Origin of the sequence: Achromobacter xylosoxidans (assembly GCF_001457475.1) — a bacterium.
Lineage (GTDB): Bacteria > Pseudomonadota > Gammaproteobacteria > Burkholderiales > Burkholderiaceae_B > Achromobacter > Achromobacter xylosoxidans.
In genome coordinates, this window is record NZ_LN831029.1 from 312,118 (window position 1) to 333,539 (window position 21,422).

Genomic DNA, 21,422 nt, shown 5'->3' on the forward strand with positions numbered 1-21,422 from the left:
CCATGTCGATGACGGGAGTGACGCGATGAAACAGGTCTGGCGCAATTGCCACGCCGCGACCATGGCGGGCGGGGAATACGCGACGATCGAACGGGCCGCGCTGGTGACCCGCGGCGATCGTATCGAATGGATCGGTCCCGAGGCGGCGCTGCCGCCGGACGGGGACGCGCCCGTGCACGACCTGGCTGGCGCCTGGGTGACGCCCGGCCTGATCGATTGCCATACCCACCTGGTGTTCGGCGGCGACCGCAGCCAGGAATTCGAGCAGCGCCTGCAGGGCGTGGACTACGCCGTGATCGCGGCGCAGGGCGGCGGCATCGCCAGCACCGTGCGGGCGACCCGCGCCGCTTCGGAGCAGCAGTTGTACGCCAGCGCGCGGCGCCGCGCGCTGCATCTGCTGCGCGATGGCGTGACCACGCTGGAGATCAAGTCGGGCTATGGCCTGGATCTGCCCAACGAGCGCAAGATGCTGCGCGTGGCGCGGCACCTGGGACAGACGCTGCCGTTGACCGTGCGCGCCACCTGCCTGGCCGCGCATGCCCTGCCGCCGGAGTTCGCCGGACGCGCCGACGACTACATCGACGAGGTCGCGCGCCGCATGCTGCCGGTGCTGGCGGCCGAGGGGTTGGTGGACGCGGTCGATGCGTTCTGCGAACACTTGGCATTCTCGCCCGCGCAAGTCGAACGCGTATTCCAGGCCGCGGTCCAGCTGGGCCTGCCGGTGAAGCTGCACGCAGAACAGTTGTCGTCGCTGCATGGCGCCAGCCTGGCCGCGCGCTACGGCGCGCTGTCGGCCGATCACCTTGAATACCTGACCGAGGCGGACGCGCGCGCCATGGCGGCAGCCGGCACGGTGGCGGTGCTGCTGCCCGGCGCGTTCTACGCGCTGCGCGAAACGCAATTGCCGCCGGTCGAACTGTTGCGCCGCCACGGGGTGCCGATCGCGATTTCCAGCGATCTCAACCCCGGCACCTCGCCGGCGCTGTCGTTGCGGCTGATGCTGAGCATGGCCTGCACATTGTTCCGCCTGACGCCGCAGGAGGCGCTGGCCGGCGCCACCGTGCATGCGGCCCGCGCCCTGGGCCTGCAGGCGACGCACGGCGTGCTGGCCGCCGGCATGATGGCGGATTTCGTCGCCTGGGACGTTGCTCATCCGGCCGAATTGGCCTATTGGATTGGCGGCGACCTGCCCAAGCGGGTCATCCGCCACGGCGTCGACGTCCACGCGGCCACGCTGCAATAGCGCGGCCGCGCGGTCGCCGGAGATCAACGGCCCGCGGCCGGTCAGGCCGGCAGGGCCAGCGTGTCGCGCACCGGCAACGCCAGCGGCGCCGGGTCCTGCTGGCCGGCGGGCAGGCGGAAGGTGCTGACCGAGTGCTGCAGGCGCTGGGCCTGTGATTCCAGCGAGGCGGCCGCGGCGGCGGCCTGTTCGACCAGCGCCGCGTTCTGCTGCGTGACGTGGTCCATCTGCGTGACCGCGGTATTGACCTGCCCGATGCCGGTGACCTGTTCACGCGAGGCGGCGGCGATGTCGCCCACCAGCACGGTCAGGCGCTCGATGGCGAGCTGGATCTCTTGCATGGTCCGGCCGGCGGTTTCCACCTGCGCCGCGCCGGCCTGCACGGTTGCGCCGGACGCGCCGAGCAGCTGTTTGATTTCCTTGGCGGCGCTGGCGCTGCGCTGTGCCAGCGAACGCACTTCGCCGGCAACCACGGCGAAGCCCTTGCCCTGCTCGCCGGCGCGGGCGGCTTCGACCGCGGCATTCAGCGCCAGTATGTTGGTCTGGAACGCGATTCCGTCGATGACGCCGACGATATCCTCGATACGTCCCGAGTCCTGGGCGATCTCGCGCATTGTGGCGACCGCGCTCTGCACCGCCGCGCCGCCGCGACGAGCCACTTCCGAGGCCTCGGCGGCCATGGCGTTGGCCTGGCGCGCGTTGTCGGCGTTGCTGGTGACGGTGGACAGCAGTTCCTCCATGCTGGCGGCGGTCTCTTCGAGGGAGGCGGCCTGCTGTTCGGTGCGGCTGGAAAGGTCCTGGTTGCCAGCGGCGATTTCACTGGAGCCGGTGTTGATCTCGGCCACGCCGTCGCGCACCGCGTGCACCGTGCGCACCAGGCTGGCCTGCATTTCCTGCAGATAGGGAATCAGCTGGCCGACGCAGTTCCTGCCATAGGGCGCGATGGGCGCGGTCAGGTCGCCGGCGGCGATGTGCTGGAAGTGGCGCTTGACCTGGTCCAGCGGCTGGCGCACGAAGCGCACCACGTAGCGGTCGCCCAGAACCAGCAACAGCAGGCAGACGCCGAGCAGCACGCCAATGCCCGTGTAGGCCTGCTGGCGTTCCCGCTGCGCGCTGTTGCGCAGGGCGTCCTGGCGTTCCTGCGCATAGGCTTCGTAGTTTTCGATGGCCTTGCCGAAGGCGCGGCTGGCGGCGATGACCGGGCCGGCGGCGTGCGCGCGGGCCTTTTCGAGGTCCTCGGCCGCCAGGAAGCCGCGCTGGATCGCGATGCCATCGTTGACCAGGGCGTTGAAGCCGCCCTGCAGCGGTTCGAGTATCGAGGCGGGCGCGCTGTCCTTGGCCGATTCGAGGAAAGCGGCCTGATTCTTGCGGGCGGCCTCCAACGCGGCGTCGATCGCGCGGCCTTCTTCCGCGGCGGGGGCGGCCAGACCGTCGCGGACGTATTCCATCTGGCGCGCCAACCGCAGGCGGGCGCGCATGATCTGGTCGTTGACGCGGGAGAGGGATGAGACTTCGTTCAGGAGTTCATAGCTGGCGGCGAGCGCTTCACCGGAGCTTTGCAACCCTTTTACGCTGATGGCCGACTGGCCGGCTAGCAGGACACTGATCGTGAGCAGCGTGCACAGGATCATGCGGCGGATGGTGATGTCTTTCAGGAACTGTGTCATACGCGTCATTCAGGGAGGTACGGGACTACACCCGGACAACGGCCCGCCCTGAACGAATATTTAGCGCGTGTTGCACATCTTACGTATGTGTCTGGCGATCACCGATATATAACGACATTAAACGCAATAAAACGGCGATTTCAACGCGCCGCCGGCGCATCGGCGGACTCGACCGCGCCGAAACGCAGCCGCGCGAAGCTGGCCAGGCTGGCCAGCGCGGCGCACAGGCCGCCCAGCCACAGCGCCATCACCGCGCCATGGGTGCTCGAGACATTGAAGCAGGCGGCCACCAGCGCGGCGCCGCTGGCCTGCCCCAGCAGGCGCACCGTTCCGATCATGCCGCTGGCGCCGCCCGCGCGCGATGGCGGCGCCGAGGTCATGATGGCGCGCAGGTTGGGCGACTGGAAAAAACCGAAGCCGGCGCCGCACAATGCCATGCGCCACGAGATGTCCCATGCGGATGGCGCGGCCGGCAGCAAGGCCAGCGATGCCATGCCCAGGGCCAGCAACGCCAGGCCGACGCCGCCCAGCATGCCGGCCGGATAGCGGTCCGACAGGCGGCCGGCGATGGGCGCCATGAAGGCCACCACGACCGGCCAGGGCGTGATGAGAAAGCCTGTGTGCACCTGCGTGTAGCCGAGCACGGTCTGGAACAGGAATGGCAGCGACACGAAGGCCAGCGCCTGCGCCGCGAACGCGCATACGGCGGTGGCCGCCGACAGCGCGAACAGCGGCCGGCGCAATAGGTCCACCGCCAGGATGGGCGCGGGATGGCCGGCCTGGCGCCGCATCAGCAGCCACAGGCTGGCGGCCGCCAGGCCCCATTCCAGCGTGACGCGCTGCCACGGCGCGCCGTGCGCCAGTTCGTTCGACCCCAGCACGAACAGTCCCAGCGTCAACGCGCACAGCGCGGCGGCCAGCCCGTCGAAACCGTGCGGCGCGCGCGTCGTGGGGGGCAGGCCGCGCAGGCCCAGCGCCATGGCCAGCAGGCCGATAGGCACGTTGACCAGGAACAGCCAATGCCATGATCCCAGCAGCAGGATGGTGGAGGCCGCCGTCGGGCCGGCCGCGAAGGACAGTCCCACCACCATGGCGTTCAGGCCCATGCCCCGTCCCAGCACCGGCGCGGGATAGATGAAGCGCAGCAGCGCCGCGTTCACGCTCATGACGCCGGCCGCGCCCAGCCCCTGCAGGATGCGCGCGGCCACCAGCACAGGCAGGGTGGGCGCCAGTCCACAGGCCAGCGACGCCAGCGTGAACACCACGATGCCGACCATGTAGACGCGGCGGTGCCCGAGGATCTCGCCGAGCGCGGCTGCCGGCAGCAGGCCGGCGACCATCGCCAGCTGGTAGCCGCTGATGACCCAGATCGAGCCCGCGTCGCTGGCCCGCAGGTCGCGCGCGATGGTGGGCAGCGCGGTGTTGGCGATGGCGGTGTCCAGGCTGGCCATGCAGACCGCCAGCATAACGGCCAGCAAGGCGCCCAGGCGTTCGGAGGCCGGCAGGCCCTGGCCTGCGGGGTGGATGGTGTTGCGTGAGAAGGAGAACATGGGATGCCGTGGCCTGGCGCCGGGGCAAGGGGGGGCGCCGGCTGTGGGGAAGCGTCGATTCTAGTGCGACATGTCGATTCAACGCTTCGTCAGGCGCCGGCGCGCCTCGGCAGCGCTGACGGCCGATTATCTGGCCGCGTCCGGATAATGCGACCGGGCAGTGACTTTCGCATGCGGCCAGATAATCTCCCGTGCGTAATTTCCGGTCCGGGAAATCCTCCTGTATTTGAATGGTGGTTACTAATTGAAATTCTCTAGTGTGCTGAATTACAACAATTTATCCGGCATCGATCCAATCGTGTTTTCATAGGGGCAATTCAATTTCTTTTCCCCGATTTTTTAATCCGGTTGGTGAGAAGTGGTAAGTATCGGGGACGTTGAATTAAACAAATTGTGCGAAACCGGTTTATTGGCCGTACCATTATTCTTCACGCAGGTCTGACAGTGCAGCGGTATTTCGTGGGAGTGATTCATGAAACGCTTGTCCTTGTGCGCGACGACTCTGACTTTCACCCTGGCGACGGTCGCGGCCTGGCCCGAAGCGGCGCGGGCCCAGACCACGGCCAACATGGCGGTGACGCTGACCATCACCGCGAACTGCACCATCGGCGCGAATAATCTCAGTTTCGGCAGCCACGGCGTGCTCAATACCGCGCTGAACAACACCACCACGGTCAACGTGACCTGCACCAACACCACGCCCTACACGGTGGGCCTGAGCGCTGGCACCGGCACCGGCTCCACCTTCGCCACGCGCTACATGCAGGGCACCACTACCGGCAACACGACGTCCGTGGTGTCCTACCAGTTGTACCAGCCCGCGCCCAACCAGACGGTGGTCTGGGGCGACACCGGCACCGCCGATCGTGTCGGCGGCACCGGCAACGGCTCGTCGCAAGCGCTGACCGTGAACGGCACCGTGCCGGCGCAGACCACGCCCGCGCCCGACACGTATTCGTCCACTGTCACCGCGACGGTGTACTTCTAGTGGCCCGCGTCCTGCGCGGGCTGGCCGTGGCGATATGGGCCGGCTGGATCAGCCTGGCGGCAATGCCGGTCCAGGCCGCCACCCTGCAGATTTCGCCGGTGCTGGTGGACCTGGCGCCGCAGCAGGGCGCCACCGGCATCCTGCTGCGCAACCCGGGCGCAACCCCGATCTACGGCCAGGTACGCGTGTATGCCTGGGACCAGGCGCAGGGCGATGACGTGTTGACTCCCACGCAAGAGATCCAGGCCAGTCCGCCGATCATCCAGGTGCCGCCCAACGGCGAGCAACTGGTGCGCCTGGTGCGCGTGAGCAAGGAACTGGCTCCGATGGAGCAAAGCTACCGGCTGGTGATCGACGAAATCCCCGACCCCGCGACATCGCGCGTCAATGGCGTGGTGCTGCGCATGCGCTATTCCGTGCCGGTGTTCGTCGCGGGCGCCACGCCGGAGCCGGCGCCTGAACTGGCCTGGCACCTGGCCCGGCAGGGCAAGGAATGGGTGCTTCGATTGGGCAACAGCGGCAGCCGCTATGCGCAGGTGGCGTCGCTGCAGTTGCTGTCGAGCGGTGACACGCCGCTGGCGAAGGTGGACGGCCTGTTGGGATATGCGCTGGCCGGTCGCGAGCGCTTGTGGCGCTTTCCCGCCAGGCATGACGCGGCCGGTCCGATCAGGATACGAGCCCTGGTGAACGGCAGCTTCGTCACCATCACACCGCGAGTCGACTGACCGATTGCGTCCCGCGCCGCCGTGCCGGTGGCCGGCGGGGTAAGAGAAGGCAGCCCATGGCAGTACGTGCGATCCGTGCTGGCGGGCGCTGTGCCTGCCGCCTCGTGCTCGCGTTGTCCGGCGCGGCGGCGGCGGCGGCGGACCTGCCCATCCAACTGGTGTCGTTCGGTGACATCACCGAACGCGACGTCTATTTGGAGGTGAGTATCAACGGCGTGAACACCACGCAACTGTTGCGCTTCCGGGACGCGCAGGGCCGGTTGTCCGCCAGCGCCGGCGCGCTGGGCTCGGTCGGCGTGGATGTGAGCAGCCTTGGCGCGCCCCGCGCCAGCGAGATTGCGCTCGACGACATTGCAGGGCTGCGCTACACCTACAACGCCGCGATGCAGACGGTGAACCTGGTGGTGCCGGACGCGTTGCGCCGCCCCTTCGAAGTGGATACGCGGGGCGTGCCCCAGACCCCGCGCGCCACCTCGGGGCGAGGGCTGATCCTGAACTATGAGGCGTATGCTCAGACCGACGCATTCAACAAGGTATCGATGTACAGCGAGCAGCGCTACTTCGATCCCCAAGGCACGCTGAACAATACCGGGACCGCATACCTGGGCGGGCGCGCGGACCGCTATGTCCGCTACGACACCTATTGGACCCACTCCGACCAGGATACCCTGCGCACGCTGCGGATCGGCGATACCATCACCTCGTCGCTGAACTGGTCGCGCTCTGTGCGCGTGGCGGGCATCCAGTGGGGCCGCAACTTCGCGCTGCGGCCCGACTTGGTGACGTTTCCCGTGTCGTCGTTGAGCGCCTCGTCAGTGGTGCCGACGTCGGTGTCGCTGTACGTCAATGGCGTGCAGCAGTATTCCGGCAATGTGCCGGCCGGGCCGTTCGTGGTCAATCAAATCCCCGGTATCACCGGTTCGGGCCAGGCCACGCTGGTCACGCGCGACGCGCTGGGACGCAGCGTCAGTACCTCGGTGCCGCTGTATATCGACACGCGCATGCTGGCCACCGGCCTGTCCAGCTACTCGATCGAGGCCGGCGTCGCAAGGCGCCAGTTCAGTGTGCGTTCGTTCGACTATGACAAGCGGCCCGCCGTGACGGCGTCGGGGCGCTACGGCATGAGCGACGCGTTGACGTTGGAAGGCCATGCCGAGTTGAGCGCGGGCGTCTACAACGCCGGCGCCGGCGCACTGGTGCGGCTGGGCCAGGCGGGCGTTGTCAACGGCGCCCTGTCCGGCAGCGCCGGTCAGTACAACGGCGCCCAGGTCAGCCTGGGCTACCAGTACATCGAGCCGGCATTCAGTATCGAGCTGCAAGCCGTGCGCGCGCTCGGCGACTACGGCGATCTGGGCTCGCGTGAGGACGTGCCGGTGCCGCGCCAGACCGACCGAGCCACCTTCTCGCTGCCGTTGACGCAGTCGCAAAGCGTCGCGCTGAGCTATGTCGGTGTCCGCCTGCCGCAGGCGCCGGCCGCCCGGATCGGGTCGGCGTCCTATACCGCCAACTTGCACAGCCGCGTTTCCATGAACATCAGTGCGTACAACGACTTCGCGCAGACCGGTTCGCATGGCGTCTATATCGGTTTGTCCATCCTGCTGGGCGACTCCACCCAGGTCAACGCCTCGGTCGGCCGGCAGGGCGAACAGGGCATCTACAGCGTCGGCGCGCAGCGCAATGTCGACTACGACGGCGGCTGGGGCTGGGGTGTCGAGAATGGGCGCAGCGGCGGTGCGCAGTACAACCAGGGCAAGCTGCAATTCCTGGGCCGCTACGGCCAGCTGACCGCGTTGGGCCAGGACTACGGCGGGCGCGGCCAGGCGGCGGTGCAGGCGGTCGGCGCGCTGGTGTTGATGGACGGTGCGCTGACGCCATCGCGCCGTATCAACGACGGCTTTGCGCTGGTCAGCACCGACGGCACGCCGGACGTGGCGGTGCTGCACGAGAACCGCAAGCTGGGCCGCACCAACAGCGCCGGTCACCTGCTGGTGCCAGACCTGAATTCCTACCAGACCAACCGTCTTTCGATCGACCCCGACGAGCTGCCGGTGGACATGAAGCTGGAGACGACCAAGGCCGTGGCGGTGCCGCAGGCCGGTTCCGGCGTGCTGGTCAAGTTCGCGTTGCAGCGCTATGCGGCGGCGTCGGTCATCCTGCATCTGCCAGACGGCGGCATGCTGCCCGTGGGTGCGCGCGTGGCGCATGTCGAAAGCGGCAAGCAGTCAGTGGTGGGCTACGACGGCATCGCCTTCGTGGAAGACCTGCAGGCCGAAAACCATTTGCGGGTCTCGGGCGGCGCAGTGTCATGCGTGGTCGATTTCCCGTACCGGCACGACCCCGCGCGTCCGTTGCCCACGCTGGGGCCATTCGTCTGCCAGCCATTGAGGGGGCCCGACTCATGAGGTACGCATTGTGCGTGGTGGGACTGTTGCTGGGCCTGGACGCGGTGGCGCCCGCACAGGCCAGCTCCTGCTCGCTGGCGGCAGGTACGACCTCGACAATCAACTTCGGCACGGTCAACCCCCTGTTGCCTGCCGATACGTTCGCCGATTCCAACACCGTTGAGGTCTCCTGCAATTTCACCGCACTGGCGCTCGGGGCGCGCCTGTGTTTCAACATGGGCGTGGGCAACACCAGCCCGTCCACGGGCGCCCGTGCCATGGGCGCGGCTTCGTTCCGCATGAACTACAACCTGTACACCGACAGTAGCCGAACGCAGGTGTGGAGCACGGCCGCCACCACCGGGCCGACGTCGATACTGCTGGTTGGCCCCGCGCTGGGCGGCGACGCCTCCGCCAGGTTCTCCTACTACGCCAAGTTGCCGGGTGGCCAGAGCGGCGTTTCCACGATCGGCAACGCCAACACGCTATACAGCGAAACCTATACCACCGGCGGCTATGTGGACATTTCGATCGGCCTGTTGTCCACCCTGCTGGTGAACTGCCCGATCTCGGCCGCGCTGCTCACGCAACGGTTGTTCATCCCGCTGACCGTGCAGGCGACGGTGCAGAAGAACTGCACCATCAATGCGACCAATCTCGCGTTTCCACCGCAGGGCCTGTTGAAGCAGGCGGTGACAGCCAATGCGCAGGTCACGGTGCGCTGTACCAACAACAACGCCTTTGCCGTGGCGCTCAACGGCGGTTCGGTGGCCAACAACGTGATGGCGCGCAAGATGAAACATGCGACCGCCGCCGACACGGTCGGCTACCAGCTGTACCAGGATGCCAACTATGCGACCGTCTGGGGCGATGGGGTGACCGGCGGCACGACGCTCAATGGCACCGGCACGGGCGCCAACCAAACATTCACGGTCTATGGGCGCGTGCCCGCGCAGGCCACGCCGCGCCCGGGCAACTACAGCGATACCGTCCTGGTCACGATCACGTTTTGAGCGGTTCTCGCGGCTTGACAGGCCAGAACAATGTGGCCGGTCGTTGCCAGATGCGCCGGCGCACGCCCAGCGCCAGCGCCTTGCGGTCGCCGCGGCGCAGGTTGCGCGAACGCAGCGCCACGTTGAACGCCAGCGCGAAGCTCACGCCCACGTTGAGGATGCCGGTCAACGCAGTGCCCGCCACGGCCATCCAGAACGCGTGTGTATGCACGACCTGCCAGCCCAGCGCGCCGATGGCCGCGCCAATCTGGCCGGCGCTCAGGGTGACGTGGCGGACCTCGACGTGCGGACCGAAGAAACTGACGATGGCCGGTCCCAGACCCAGCATCAATCCCAGCGAGACGTTGCCCGCGATGCCGGATATATTGCGTTGCCAGAAACCGGCCCAGCGCGCCGCGCCTCGCGCGCCGAACAGGTGGCGGATGCGTCGGTCGTAGGCCATCACGTCATGGACGCGGTGCAGCGCGAACCAGTTGTCGGCCCAGCCGGCAACCAGGCTGGACAGCCACAGCAGCACACCGGTTGCGGCGGCGTAGATGGGTGTCGGTCCCCATGCCGAGAACGAGTCCAGCGTCGCCTGCGCCTTCTGCGCGTCAATCATCGGCCGTTGCAGCCAGTGTTGCGCCGTCCATTGCACCGCCCAGGCCAGCGGGAACACCACCGCAAGGTTGCCGAGGATGGCGGCCGCGTTCGAGCGGATCATAGACAGGGTGTCGTCCAGGAAGGCCTCGCGGCCCTCGGGCGTGTTGGCTTGGTCAAGGCGGTGCGCCAGGGCCGGGCCAGTCATCGCCGGCTGCTTGGTGGCGAGCGTGAAGTGGGCGAAGTGGATCGCCAGAAATCCGCCCGCGTAATTGAGCGAGGCCAGCAGCCCCTCGATGAACTTGTCCAGATGCAGCGAGACGATGAAGAATTTCAGGTAGACCGTCAGCACCATCACCAGGCCGCCGCCCGCCGAGGCCTTGAGCATCGACAGGTATTCCGTGGCGTCGCGCGCGATGTAGTGTTCCCCCGTCTCGGCGGTACGATCCATGACGCGGCGCGCCAATTGCGCAAACGAGGTGGCGGCCAGATGGCGGATGCTGCTGCGCGCCTGCGTCGAACGCACCAGTTCGGCGATCAGGTGCGCGTACTTGTTGCGCTGGGTCGGGTCGACCCATACGCCCAGCAGCAGTTCGATGCGCGCCAGCCGCAGTTTCATGCGTTCGATCTGGAACACCACTTCGACCGATACGCCGTTCTGTTCCAGTTCGGCATAGACGTCACGGGCGCCATCGCGGCAGCCGTCCAGCAAGGCGCGAAACACATTGAGGCGTCTGACGAAGACGTCGCGCGGGGTGTCGGGGGCGCTGTCGCAGAGTTCCGCCGCGGCGGCGGCCAGGGCAAAGAATGGGCTCTCCCGCACCCGCCCGGGCAGGCGTGAGCGGATGTCCTGGCTCAGGCCCGTGGCGCGCACCTGGCTGGCCAGCACCTGGATGCTGGTGGTCAGGGCGTCGACCAGGTGTCGCGGGGGCGGCTCGGGCGCCAGGGGATCGGCGTGGGCGATGCCGTCGCCATGGCGCATGAGGCGCCGCAAGCGGGCGCGGGTTTCCTCGTCAAGCGCCTGGATCCAGGCGGCATCATGCGCCCTGCGGAAGATCAGCGCGAAAAGTCCGAACATGTCGCCGCGGTTGGGCGGAGGCGGCAGCAGCCGCGCCTGCGCGCGCTCCCAGAACTCGCCCCAGAATCCGGGGTGCGAGGCCACGCCGGTGTCACACAGCAGCGAGGTCGGGTCGTTGTCGGTGACCAGCGAGCGCAGCGTGGCGGCCACGGGAGCGGCCAGGGCGGGGTTGTTCTCCAGCACCTGCAGCACATAGCGCAGCCGCGCGTGCTGCGGGTGGCGGCCGTCCTCGGCCGGATCGCGCCCGGGGCGGTCGATCCAGCGGCACAGGTCCACCATCCACAGGTTGCGCTGCGCCAGCGGCGCCTCGGGGTCGGCGCTGGCGAGGATCGTGTCCAGCTGGGGCCCGCCATGCCGCGACGCGCGCCATTTACGCCAGAGAGAGGGCAGCATGATCGTACCTCGCGGATCAGAGCGATTCGGGTTCGCGGCGCAGCGAAAATCCCTGCGCTTCGTTCATGGCCAGGTAGCTGACATTGCGCGACACCACCGGCGGCTTGTCGCCGGCATGCAGGGCGCGCAATTCGTCCAGCACCATCTTGTCGGCCAGGGTCATGCGGTCGATCATGCGCAGGTACTGCATCCAGCTTTCCACCAGGAAGACTTCGCGCCAGACGCCCTCGCGCTCCAGGTCGCGGAACAGCTGCCATTGCTGCGCGCCATTGCGCAGCCGCAGCAGGCGCAATGGCCGCGCCGCATCGATCAGGGCGGTCAGCTTTTCCTTGGGGATCAGGTATTCCACCGCCACCAGCACCGCGCCGTGCTGGGTGTTGAAGCCGGCCGCCGACAGCGCCGGTTCGGTGGCGTCGGCGCGCGCCAGCGATTGGGTGTTGACCTGTTCGGGCAGGCGCGAGCGGTACAGCAGCGCGACGGTGATGGCCAGCATCACGCCGGCCGCCGACAGCGCGCCGGACACGCCCATGGTGCCGGCGAAATGACCCCACATGAACGAACCGGCCGCCAGGCCGCCGAAGATCGCGGTCTGGTACAGCGCCAGCGAACGCGCCTTGACCCAGTCGGGCACCAGCATCTGCACCGTGGTGTTGTAGGTGGCCAGCACGCCGATCCAGCAGGCGCCGGACAGCAGCAGCGCCGGAAACGCCAGCCACAGCGTGTCGGTCAGCCCCAGCACCAGCAGGCAGGCGGCCAGCAGGCCGGCCGCGACGCTCACCAGGCCGCTGGCGCCCCAGGCTGCTTGCAGCCGCCGCACCACGGCGCTACCCAGGATGGCGCCCACGCCCAGCGCGCCCAGCATGTAGCCGTACAGCAGCGCGTCGCCCTGCTCGTGGGCGTAGGCCAGCAGCGGCAGCAGCGCCCACAGGGCGCTGGCCGACAGGCCGAAGGCGAAGGCGCGCAGCATCACCACCCGCGTCACGGTGGAATGCTGGGTATAGCGCAGCGCCGCCACCACGCCCTCGAACAGCCGCTCCGGCGGCAGCCGCCGCGCCGGCACGTCGCGGCGCCAGCGCCAGATGGCCCAGATCAGGCTGCCGTAGCAGACACAGTTCAGCAGAAACACGGTGGGCGCGCCGGCGGCGCCCAGCAGCAGGCCGCCGATCGCCGGCCCGACTGCGCGCGCCACGTTGTAGTTGACGCTGTTGAGCAGCACCGCGCTGCCGATGTGCTCGCGCGGCACCTGCTCGCCTACCGCCGCCTGCCAGGCGGGCGTGACGATGGCGCTGCCGATGGCGATGCAGAAGACCGAGATGATCAGGGTGATCGGATGCAGCAGGCCGATATACGCCAGTATCGTGATGAAGATGCCGCCGGCCAGTTCCAGCAGCATGCCGACCAGCATGACCTTGCGGCGGTCGTAGTTGTCCGCCAGCACGCCGGTCAGGATCGACAGCGCCACCAGCGGAAAGGCCGCGGCCACCTGGATCATGGCGACCATCAGCGGGCTGCTCTGTTCGGTGGTGATGACCCAGGCGGCGGCCACCGATTGCGCCCAGGTGCCGAGGTTGGCGAACAGGTTGGCGATCCAGATGATGCGGAACGCCGGGAACGCGAAGGGGGAGAGCGTGCTGACCCGCAGGACGGGTTGAGGGGGCGCGGCGGACGTGCCCGGCGATGTGGGGGGAAGATCGTTGTTGGCCGAAACGGGCTGGAGCATGGAGGCCTCTGTGATCACCCGGACATGGCGGGCGGGGGCCGTCCAATGGTACGCCTATTAGGGGTCCGGGTTAAGACGAGGCAGCCGCGGGACGAGGCAGCCGCGGCGCGCGGCCTGCGCGCCGCGGCGGGAACTAGGGCTTGGGCCGGGCCGGGGGCGGGTAGGCCTGGTTCAGGTACTCGACGATCAGCGGCACCTGTTCGGCCGGGATCGGCGCGCCGTAGGTGCCGACCATCTTCTTGACCTCGGCGTCCCAGAAGCCCGGCGGCATGGGCGGTTGCGACGAAATGTAGTCGACCGAGTGGCACATCAGGCACAGGGTGGCGCCCTGGGCGCCGGGACCGGCGCCGGGGTGCAGGGTGGCGGTTTCCTGCGGCAGCTGGATGTCCAGGGCCAGCGCGGGAACGCAGGCGCCGGCGGCGGCCAGGGCCAGGACGAGGCGGGCGAGTCGGATCATGGCGCTCTCCTCAGGCGGCGTCGACGCGCACGGTTTCGACCACGTTGCGCATGTAGCCGGCCGGATTCCACAGCGCCTCCAGCGGTTGGGTGTCGCCGGCCATGTTGGTGGCGCGCGCCTTCAACTGATAGACGCCGGCCTGCGCGGGGGTGAAGTCGGCGTGCCATTCGCGGAAGGAATAGCGGCCCAGGTCGCGGCCCAGCGTGGCGGCACGCCAGGTCTTGCCGCCGTCGGCCGAGAATTGCACGTCGCGGATGCCGCGGCCGCCATCGAAGGCGATGCCGCGCACCTGCACTCGCCGGCCCTTGGCCACGCGGGCGCCGTCGGCCAGGCTGGTGATGAAGCTGCGCACGTTGTAGCGTCCGATCGGACGGGTCTTTTCCGGCGCCTTGCCCGCCGGCGTGCAGGCGCAGTCGTTGTCGGGAATGCGGTAGGCCTTCTGCATCCAGAAGCCGTCGAACTCCTTGTCCAGCACCTTGATGTCGGCCAGGTGCTTGACCCAGTAGGTGCCGTAGTAGCCGGGCACCACCAGCCGCACCGGATAACCGTTGAGCATGGGCAGGTCGGCGCCGTTCATGGCGTACGCCAGCATCACCTCGCCATCGAGCGCGTGGGCCGCGTCCAGCGCCTTGACGAACTCCGGCGTGCCCTGCAGCACCGGCCGGTCCAGCCCCTCGAACGTCACCTGGCGCGCGCCGGCCTGGATGCCGGCCTTTTCCAGCACGCGCTTGAGCGGGATGCCGAGCCAGCGCGCGTTGCCCATGGCGCCGTTGCCCAGCTGGCCACCGCCCACCCGCGGCTCGAAGAAGCCGCGGCTGTTGCCGGAACATTGGGTCACCGCCACCAGTTCGACCGGCGCGCCGAATTGCTGCTTCAGGTCGGCCAGCGACAATTCCAGCGGCTTGGAGACCAGCCCGCCCACGCGCAGCCGGTAGGCGGCGGGGTCGATGGCCGTGGGGATGTTGCCCAGGTGGTAGCGCACGAAGAAGGCGTCGTTGGGCGTGATCAGGTCTTCGTTGAAGACCGCGAACGGGGTTTCCAGCTGCGGCGGCCGCGAGGTCTGGCGGATCAGCGGGCGTTTCTGCGGATAGGCGATCAGGTCGCGCTCGCCGTTGGCGAAAGGCAGGGTGACGGTGGCCGGGGCCGCCAGGCTGGTGAGGGCGTGGCCGGCCAGCGTGCCGGTCGCGCCCAGGGTACAGGCCTGGCGCAGGAAGCGTCGGCGCCCATCCGGATCGAATGCGCTCATGCTTGTCTCCTCTTGTTTTCTAGTACCCTCGCTTGCCGCGTGGTCGAATCAGGCTACGCCCGTCGACCTGACAAATGCGTTAACAGTTGCGTCGACCGTTCCAATAACCGTGTTTTCCGCGCCACGGGCGCATGGCATCGCGATGAGACTGACTTTCAACCGGCCGGCCTTCGCCGCGCTGCTGGCCGTGACCGCCGTGGAGGCGCTGATCGCCACCCTGGGCAAGCCCTGCCCGCTGTTGCGCGGCTTCGTGGGCGACGTGGTGGCGGTGGGCTGGGCCTATCTGGTGTACCGCAGCTTCATCCGCGCCGGCGTACTGCCATTGGCCGTCGCGGCGCTGTTGACCGGCTACGCGGTCGAACTGGGCCAGTATCTGGCGCGCCACTACGGCTGGCGCCTGGAGCAGCCGGTGCTGCGCGTGATCCTGGGCAGCGTGCCCGACTGGTGGGACATGCTGGCCTACACGCTGGGTTTCCTGCTGGTGCTGTTGCTGGCCGGCGCGCGCCGCATGCGGAGCCCGGGCGCGGGCCCCATTCAAAACACCTGAAAACGCGCGGCGCCCGGCCCATCATTGCGAGCGCCGCGGCTCTGTCGCGCGCCCGGCACGGCGCGCCGCAACGCGGCGCATGCCGATTCAGCCAGCCTGGCCGACCGGGGCGCTGTCGCCGCCCTGCCCGGCGGGCTTGGCCTGCGGGCGCAGACGCGCATTGCGGAACGGGGCCAGGCATTCGGCCCATGACGAAGGGAACAAGGGGGTGGCATGGCGCACCGCATCGCGGCGGGCGTAGTGCGCCAGCAGCTGCTGGCCGATCGGGGCGTCTCCCAGGGGATGGCGGGTGTTCATGGTATTTCCGGATTGCATTGAAAGTGTATTCATTGTACCAGGGTAAACCCTGATCTCCAATCCGTCCGGGTCGATCCAAGTCATTGATATCAGGGGGACGGTCCCTTTTGGCTTCGATGGCAACGGGAATACCCTAGTCGATCAAAATGGTAGACGGTATACAATGTTCTGCATCGGTCGAGGTTTTCGGCCGGCCCCTCCCTCACAGACCTGGAGCGCGTCATGGCAGAACTGATGAACCGAGATGAATTCCGCACCGCGTTGGAAAACGCGATCAAGGGCAAGAGCGCCAATGCCTCGCCTTTTTCCATTGCCTGGGCCGAAGGCAAGCTCAGCCGGGAGCACCTGTCGCGCTGGGCCGAGAACCACTATCACTACGTCGGCCCGTTCGCCGACTACCTGGGCTATCTGTACGCCCGCACGCCCGACACCTACACCGAGGCCAAGGACTTCCTGCTGGCCAACATGTACGAAGAGGAGATCGGCGGCGACCGCCATACCGACCTGCTGATCCGCTTCGCCGAGGCCTGCGGCACCACCCGCGAGCGGGTCACCAACCCCGACAACATGTCGCCCACCACCCGCGCCCTGCAAAGCTGGTGCTACGCGGTGGCCATGCGCGAAGACCCCATCGTGGCGGTGGCCGGCCTGGTGGTGGGCCTGGAATCGCAGGTGCCGTCGATCTATCGCAAGCAGACCCCGACCCTGCGCGAGAAATACGGCTTCACCGACGAGGAGGTCGAGTTCTTCGACCTGCACATCGTGTCCGACGAAATCCATGGCGAACGCGGCTACCAGATCGTGCTGGAGCACGCCAACACGGTCGAGCTGCAGCAGCGCTGCCTGAAGATCTGCGAGATCGGCGCGCAGATGCGGCTGCTGTACACCACCGCGCTCTATACCGACTACGTGCAGCAGGAAATCGCCCTGCCCGAGCTGGGTCTGGCGGCCTGAACGCCCGAGCCCGCGCTTGCGGCGCCACCCGCGCATGGCGCGGGCCGGCTGCCGCGGCGCTTCACTGGATGACCGATACATGCCTACCGTCACATTCCACAAAGGCGGCCAGACCTACACCGGCGAGGTGCCGGACAACGCCAACCTGGTGGTGCGCGCCGGCATCCGGCAGTTTCCGTTCCCGCACCTGCGCTACGAGTGCGGCATGGGCAAGTGCGCCAAGTGCGCCTGCCGCGTGCTGGCGGGGGCCGAGCACCTGCCGCCGGTGAACTGGAAGGAAAAGAAGCAGCTGGGCGAGCGCATCGACGCCGGCTACCGCCTGGCCTGCCAGTTGTGGCTCGGCCACGATATCGAGCTGGCGCAGGACGTCGAGGTGGCGCCAGCGCGCGAGCCCGCGGCCGCGCTCGAGCAACCCTGACGCCCGCGCCGGGCGTCCCGCGGCGCCGACACGCCCTGGCCCCGGCGCCCAACCCGATGCAAAGGAACCGTGCATGACCCGCGACGCGAATGACGCCGTGTTCGTGATCCTGACGTCCAAGCCCGGCGTGTACCGCACCGAGGTGGACGCGCAGGCCGAGATCGTCGAGACCTACGACTATGCCTGCGACGGCAGGACCCGCGCGGTGTTCAGCATTGCCCGCCTGCGAGGGCCGGCGCGACTGCTGGTCACCGAGGAAACCCCGCCCTACATCGTCAACCGCGTGCCGTCCAAGTTCCTGGAGTCGTTCGCCTCACTGGCGGCGGCGCGCCGCGAGCTGGCGCACCTGAGCCGCTTCGGCAGCATGCAAACCACCCTGACGCGGCGTCCCGGCCCCGTCGCCGCGGAGCACTGAGCAGCATGGTCAACATCACGTTTCTATCGAATGGCGGCAAGGTGGCCAGCGCGCCCGAGAACAGCAATCTGCTGCGGGTGTCGCTGAAGGAACAGGGCGGCATTCCGTTCAAGTGCGGCGGCGGCCTGTGCGGCACCTGCAAATGCCGCATCGAACAGGGGCTGGAGAACACCGACGCCATCAAGCCCAAGGAACGCAAGCATCTGCGGCCCGAGGATTTCGAGGCCGGCTACCGCATGGCCTGCCAGACTTTCGTGCTGGGCGACGTGGCGGTGTCGTGGGTGGTGCGCGACGGCAAGGGCGTGGTGGTGGACGATGCCGGCCAGGCGACGCCCGTGGCGCCCTGAGCGGGTTGCGGCCGGGGCCGCGCTCAGGCGGCCGACGAATGCGCCTGGCGCGTCTCGGTGTAGGCCTTGGCGGCGTTGTGCACGTGCTGGCTGGCCAGCAGCGCGGCCAGGTCGCCATTGCCGGCGATGACGGCGTTCAGGATCTGCGAGTGCTCGTCCCAGTTCTGCTTGGCGCGGTGCATGTTGCTGGGCGCGAACAGCAGCGCCGTGCGGTCGCGCAGCGAGCGCATCAGGTCGGTCAGCACCACGTTGCCGCCGATGGTGGCCAGCATCTCGTGGAACTGCGAATTCAGCGCCAGGAACTTGTCCAGCTGCTCGCCGCGCGCGGCCTCGGTGCCTTCGCGCAGAAAGGCCTGCAGGCGCTCGACGGTCTTGTCGTCGCGCCGCTGCGCCGCCAGCTTGGCGTTCAGGCCTTCCAGCGTGGCGCGGACCTCGACCATGTCGTAGGCGACCGCGTCCGACAGCACCGACACCGAGGCGCCGCGGCGCGGCTCGATGGTGACCAGCCCTTCGGCGGCCAGCGCCCGCAGCGCTTCGCGCACCGGGATGCGCGACACGCCCATCTCTTCCGACAGGCGTCCTTCGACCAGGCGGTCGCCGGGGGTGAATTCGCCGCTGAGGATGCGCTCGCGCAGCTTGTCGCGGATGACCGCGAACAACTGCGGATGCTGCTCGCCGATCTTCAGCGGGGCAGTTTGCGGCGTGTCTACGGCTTGCGAGCTGACGGGCGTGGTGGTCATGGCGAGCAGGTCTGGCGGAATGGATACAGTCTGCATTGTATTACCGGGATGGGCGGTGGCGGACGCAAGCGGGTTCAACCGGCCCACAGCGCCTTGCCGATCACTCCCAGCGCGCCCACGGCGCAGGCGCCCAGCAGCACGGCGCGCACCGCGCGTGGCGGCAACCGGTGGCGCAGGCGGCCCGACACGGCGAAGCCGGCCAGCAGGAACGGCGCCAGGCTGAGCGCCAGGCCGGCGTGGTAACCGGTGTAGCGCCGCGCCCAGGCCAGCATGGCCAGCGAAAAGAGCGACCCCAGGAACAGCACCATGCCCAGCGTGGCGCGTAGCCGCGGCGGTTCGGCGTGTTGCAGCACCAGGGCGATGGGCGGGGCGCCGACCGAGGTCATGGTGCCCATGATGCCGGACGCCACGCCGGCGCCCGAGACCCGGCCGGGCGTGGCCGCAAAGCGCAGCCCGGCCGCGCTGAGCGCGACCGCGGCCAGGATCAGCGCGGCGAACAGCAGGCCCAGCGTCTGCGGCGCGAAGCGGGCCATGGCGTAGATGGCGATCAGGGTGCCGGCGGCGCGCCCGGTCAGCGCATAGGCGACGGCCCGCCAGTCGATGGCGGCGCGTTCGCGCAGCGCGGTCAGCAGCGAGATGAAGCCGCCCAGCGTCAGCAGGGGGCCGGGGGCGAGCTGGGGAAAGCACAGCGCCGCCACCGGCGCGGCGAACATGGCGAAGCCGATGCCGCCCACGCCCTGCGCCAGCGCGGCGCCGAACACCACCGCCGCCATGGCGGCGTAATGCCAGAGATCGGGTAGGGAAGCCATCATGCCGAATCCGTTCTTTTTGTATACGATAGTCTATTGAAATATCGGCGATGCACCAAACCGGGGCTTGCACCCCAACTTAATGCACTGATTTTTCTCGAATATTCATGGAAATTTCAGGATTATCGCTTTCCCTAGGCGCTGCATATTTCGGTTGGTATGGCAGCAAACGAAATATAGTATACCGAAGTGGCGACCCAACAGCCACGTCGACAAGGGGAATAGCGCATGCAATCGGACGTCGTGCTCAACGCCGCTCACTGGATGTACCTGATCAGCGTCGCCGCGATCATCCTGACGATGATCCTGCGCGCCAACGTGGTGGTGCCGTCGGTGATCGGCACTTTCCTGGTGGTGCTGGCCATCACCGGCAACCCGATCAGCGCGCTGATCGGCATCTTCTCGGCCAGCTTCGTAGCCGCCAAAGAGCTTTTCAACATCTTCCTGGTCATCACCTTCATGACGGCCCTGCTCAACGCGCTCAAGACGCTGCAGGCGGACGTGCGCATGGTGCAGCCGTTCCGGCGGGTGATGCGCGGCGGGCACTCGTCGTTTCTCATCATCGCCCTCTGTACCTACGTGATCTCGCTGTTCTTCTGGCCAACGCCGGCAGTGCCGCTGGTGTCGGCGATCCTGCTGCCCGCGGCCATCGCGGCCGGACTGCCGCCGCTGGCCGGCGCCATGGCGATCGCCATCGCCGGCCAGGGCATGGCGCTGTCTTCGGATTACGTGATCGGCGTGGCGCCGGGCATCAGCGCCAAGGCCGCCGGCGCCGCCGTCAGCGCCGCGGTGGTGGCGGACCGGGCGCTGGTGCTGTCGCTGATCACCGGCGCGGTGGCGCTGACCGCTGCCTACCTGCTGATCCGCAAGCACATCGTGCCGGCCGATGCGGCGCTGCTGTCGGCCTGGCAGGCGCGGGCGCAGGACGGCAGCCTGGCCGAGATCGAGCATTCCGGCTCGTTCGACAAGGCCGAGCTGGCGCGCGGCACCATGGGCGCCAATCCGGCGCTGCCGCGCGGGCCGGGGCTGGACGAGGAGGAGCGGCGCCGGGTGCGCTGGTCGCGGGTGTTCGCGGTGGTGACGCCGCTGGCGTTCCTGGGCGTGATCGCGGTGATGGTGCTGCCGCGCCTGTTCCCGGCGCTGCCCGCGCTGCGCGGCGGCGACGCGGCCGCGCTGGTGGGCGGCGTGGCCTTCGTGGTGATGATGCTGGTGACGCTGGCCGCCGAAGGGCCGAGCAGGATGCTGGACGTGTGCCCCGAGCACGTGACCGACGGCTTCGTGTTCGCTTTCAAGGCAATGGGTTCGGTGCTGCCGATCGCGGGCTTCTTCTTCGTCGGCGCCAACGAGACCGCGGCGCAGATCCTGGGCGTGCCGCAGGCGCAGGCGCCGGGCCTGCTGTTCGAAGTGATCTCGGCGGGCCAGCACCTGATCCCCGAGAACCACTTCCTGGTGGCCTTCGGCGTGCTGCTGGTGGGGATGATCACCGGCATCGACGGCTCGGGCTTCGCCGGCCTGCCGCTGACCGGCACGCTGTCGGGCGCGCTGGGGCCGGTGGTGGGCGTGGATCCGGCGACGCTGGCGGCAGTGGGCCAGATGGGCGCGGTGTGGACCGGCGGCGGCACGCTGATCGCCTGGTCCTCGCTGATCGCGGTGGCCGGGTTCGCGCGGGTGCACGTGCTGTCGCTGGTGCGGGCGCTGCTGCTGCCGGTGGTGCTGGCGCTGTTCGTCTCCACCATCTGCGCCGTCCTGATCTGGCGGTGAGCCCGGCTTGGGGTTTACGCGCATCACGCCATATAGATTAAAGTATACAATGTTCAGAAATTACCTAAGACGGCCGATTCCCGGGCATCCCGGCCAG

20 protein-coding genes are annotated in these 21,422 nt (G+C 68.3%); 11 read left to right on the forward strand and 9 right to left on the reverse strand.

Features of this window, described 5'->3' with window-relative positions:
* Positions 1-25: 25 nt before the first annotated feature.
* Positions 26-1,243: an imidazolonepropionase gene (hutI, locus tag AT699_RS01460; RefSeq protein WP_006387270.1), complete on the forward strand. Its 1,218-nt coding sequence runs from the start codon at positions 26-28 to the stop codon at positions 1,241-1,243.
* 41 nt (positions 1,244-1,284) lie between these two features.
* Here hutI and AT699_RS01465 read toward each other — a convergent pair whose 3' ends face one another.
* Both AT699_RS01465 and AT699_RS01470 read right to left on the reverse strand, forming a co-directional pair.
* Positions 1,285-2,907, reverse strand: coding sequence for a methyl-accepting chemotaxis protein (locus tag AT699_RS01465; protein ID WP_020925532.1), 1,623 nt, complete (start codon positions 2,905-2,907; stop codon positions 1,285-1,287).
* A 140-nt stretch (positions 2,908-3,047) separates the two neighbouring features.
* Complete coding sequence (locus tag AT699_RS01470; protein WP_024067485.1) at positions 3,048-4,457, reverse strand: MFS transporter; 1,410 nt, start codon at positions 4,455-4,457, stop codon at positions 3,048-3,050.
* Positions 4,458-4,929: 472 nt separating this feature from the next.
* On the opposite strand from AT699_RS01470, the gene AT699_RS01475 reads away from it, so the two are divergent.
* From AT699_RS01475 to AT699_RS01490, 4 genes are read left to right on the forward strand one after another with little or no spacing between them, the layout of a single operon-like run.
* Entirely contained in the window at positions 4,930-5,445 is a 516-nt protein-coding gene (locus AT699_RS01475) for a Csu type fimbrial protein (RefSeq protein WP_024067486.1), read from the forward strand.
* A complete protein-coding gene (locus tag AT699_RS01480; protein WP_024067487.1) occupies positions 5,445-6,170 on the forward strand; it encodes a fimbrial biogenesis chaperone in 726 nt (241 codons plus the stop codon). The genes AT699_RS01475 and AT699_RS01480 overlap by 1 nt, the downstream gene beginning before the upstream one ends.
* A gap of 56 nt (positions 6,171-6,226) precedes the next feature.
* Positions 6,227-8,572, forward strand: coding sequence for a fimbria/pilus outer membrane usher protein (locus AT699_RS01485; protein ID WP_049057889.1), 2,346 nt, complete (start codon positions 6,227-6,229; stop codon positions 8,570-8,572).
* Positions 8,569-9,564, forward strand: coding sequence for a Csu type fimbrial protein (locus AT699_RS01490; RefSeq protein ID WP_035182956.1), 996 nt, complete (start codon positions 8,569-8,571; stop codon positions 9,562-9,564). Before AT699_RS01485 ends, AT699_RS01490 begins: the two co-directional genes overlap by 4 nt.
* Here AT699_RS01490 and AT699_RS01495 read toward each other — a convergent pair.
* From AT699_RS01495 to sorA, 4 genes are all read right to left on the reverse strand, one after another.
* The gene (locus tag AT699_RS01495; protein WP_006387278.1) at positions 9,554-11,614 is read right to left on the reverse strand and encodes a site-specific recombinase; all 2,061 of its coding nucleotides are present in this window, start codon (positions 11,612-11,614) and stop codon (positions 9,554-9,556) included. The genes AT699_RS01490 and AT699_RS01495 overlap by 11 nt on opposite strands.
* Positions 11,615-11,630: 16 nt before the next feature.
* Positions 11,631-13,334 (reverse strand): MFS transporter, encoded by a 1,704-nt coding sequence (locus AT699_RS01500; RefSeq protein WP_024067489.1) that lies wholly within the window; start codon positions 13,332-13,334, stop codon positions 11,631-11,633.
* A 133-nt stretch (positions 13,335-13,467) separates the two neighbouring features.
* Positions 13,468-13,791 carry a SorB family sulfite dehydrogenase c-type cytochrome subunit gene (gene sorB, locus AT699_RS01505; RefSeq protein ID WP_024067490.1) on the reverse strand — a complete coding sequence of 108 codons (324 nt, stop codon included), beginning with the start codon at positions 13,789-13,791 and terminating at the stop codon, positions 13,468-13,470.
* A 10-nt stretch (positions 13,792-13,801) separates the two neighbouring features.
* Positions 13,802-15,037 carry a SorA family sulfite dehydrogenase catalytic subunit gene (gene sorA, locus AT699_RS01510; RefSeq protein ID WP_024067491.1) on the reverse strand — a complete coding sequence of 412 codons (1,236 nt, stop codon included), beginning with the start codon at positions 15,035-15,037 and terminating at the stop codon, positions 13,802-13,804.
* A gap of 142 nt (positions 15,038-15,179) precedes the next feature.
* On the opposite strand from sorA, the gene AT699_RS01515 reads away from it, so the two are divergent.
* Positions 15,180-15,584, forward strand: coding sequence for a DUF2809 domain-containing protein (locus AT699_RS01515; protein WP_024067492.1), 405 nt, complete (start codon positions 15,180-15,182; stop codon positions 15,582-15,584).
* An 87-nt stretch (positions 15,585-15,671) separates the two neighbouring features.
* Here the strand turns inward: AT699_RS01515 and AT699_RS01520 are convergent, their stop codons facing one another.
* Complete coding sequence (locus AT699_RS01520; RefSeq protein WP_006387283.1) at positions 15,672-15,881, reverse strand: hypothetical protein; 210 nt, start codon at positions 15,879-15,881, stop codon at positions 15,672-15,674.
* A 222-nt stretch (positions 15,882-16,103) separates the two neighbouring features.
* On the opposite strand from AT699_RS01520, the gene AT699_RS01525 reads away from it, so the two are divergent.
* The 4 genes from AT699_RS01525 (at position 16,104) to AT699_RS01540 (ending at position 18,015) form a co-directional block, all read left to right on the forward strand.
* Positions 16,104-16,835, forward strand: coding sequence for a TenA family transcriptional regulator (locus AT699_RS01525; protein ID WP_006387284.1), 732 nt, complete (start codon positions 16,104-16,106; stop codon positions 16,833-16,835).
* 79 nt (positions 16,836-16,914) lie between these two features.
* Positions 16,915-17,253 carry a 2Fe-2S iron-sulfur cluster-binding protein gene (locus tag AT699_RS01530; protein WP_006387285.1) on the forward strand — a complete coding sequence of 113 codons (339 nt, stop codon included), beginning with the start codon at positions 16,915-16,917 and terminating at the stop codon, positions 17,251-17,253.
* 73 nt (positions 17,254-17,326) lie between these two features.
* Positions 17,327-17,668 (forward strand): hypothetical protein, encoded by a 342-nt coding sequence (locus AT699_RS01535; protein WP_006387286.1) that lies wholly within the window; start codon positions 17,327-17,329, stop codon positions 17,666-17,668.
* Positions 17,665-18,015: a 2Fe-2S iron-sulfur cluster-binding protein gene (locus AT699_RS01540; protein ID WP_026383712.1), complete on the forward strand. Its 351-nt coding sequence runs from the start codon at positions 17,665-17,667 to the stop codon at positions 18,013-18,015. Before AT699_RS01535 ends, AT699_RS01540 begins: the two co-directional genes overlap by 4 nt.
* Positions 18,016-18,038: 23 nt before the next feature.
* On the opposite strand, the gene AT699_RS01545 is transcribed toward AT699_RS01540, so the two are convergent.
* Positions 18,039-18,755 carry a GntR family transcriptional regulator gene (locus AT699_RS01545; RefSeq protein ID WP_035182960.1) on the reverse strand — a complete coding sequence of 239 codons (717 nt, stop codon included), beginning with the start codon at positions 18,753-18,755 and terminating at the stop codon, positions 18,039-18,041.
* Positions 18,756-18,829: 74 nt separating this feature from the next.
* A complete protein-coding gene (locus tag AT699_RS01550) occupies positions 18,830-19,567 on the reverse strand; it encodes a sulfite exporter TauE/SafE family protein (protein ID WP_020925518.1) in 738 nt (245 codons plus the stop codon).
* A gap of 225 nt (positions 19,568-19,792) precedes the next feature.
* On the opposite strand from AT699_RS01550, the gene AT699_RS01555 reads away from it, so the two are divergent.
* Positions 19,793-21,325, forward strand: a complete 1,533-nt coding sequence (locus AT699_RS01555; protein WP_024067494.1) for a hypothetical protein — start codon at positions 19,793-19,795, stop codon at positions 21,323-21,325.
* The last annotated feature ends 97 nt before the right edge of the window (positions 21,326-21,422 follow it).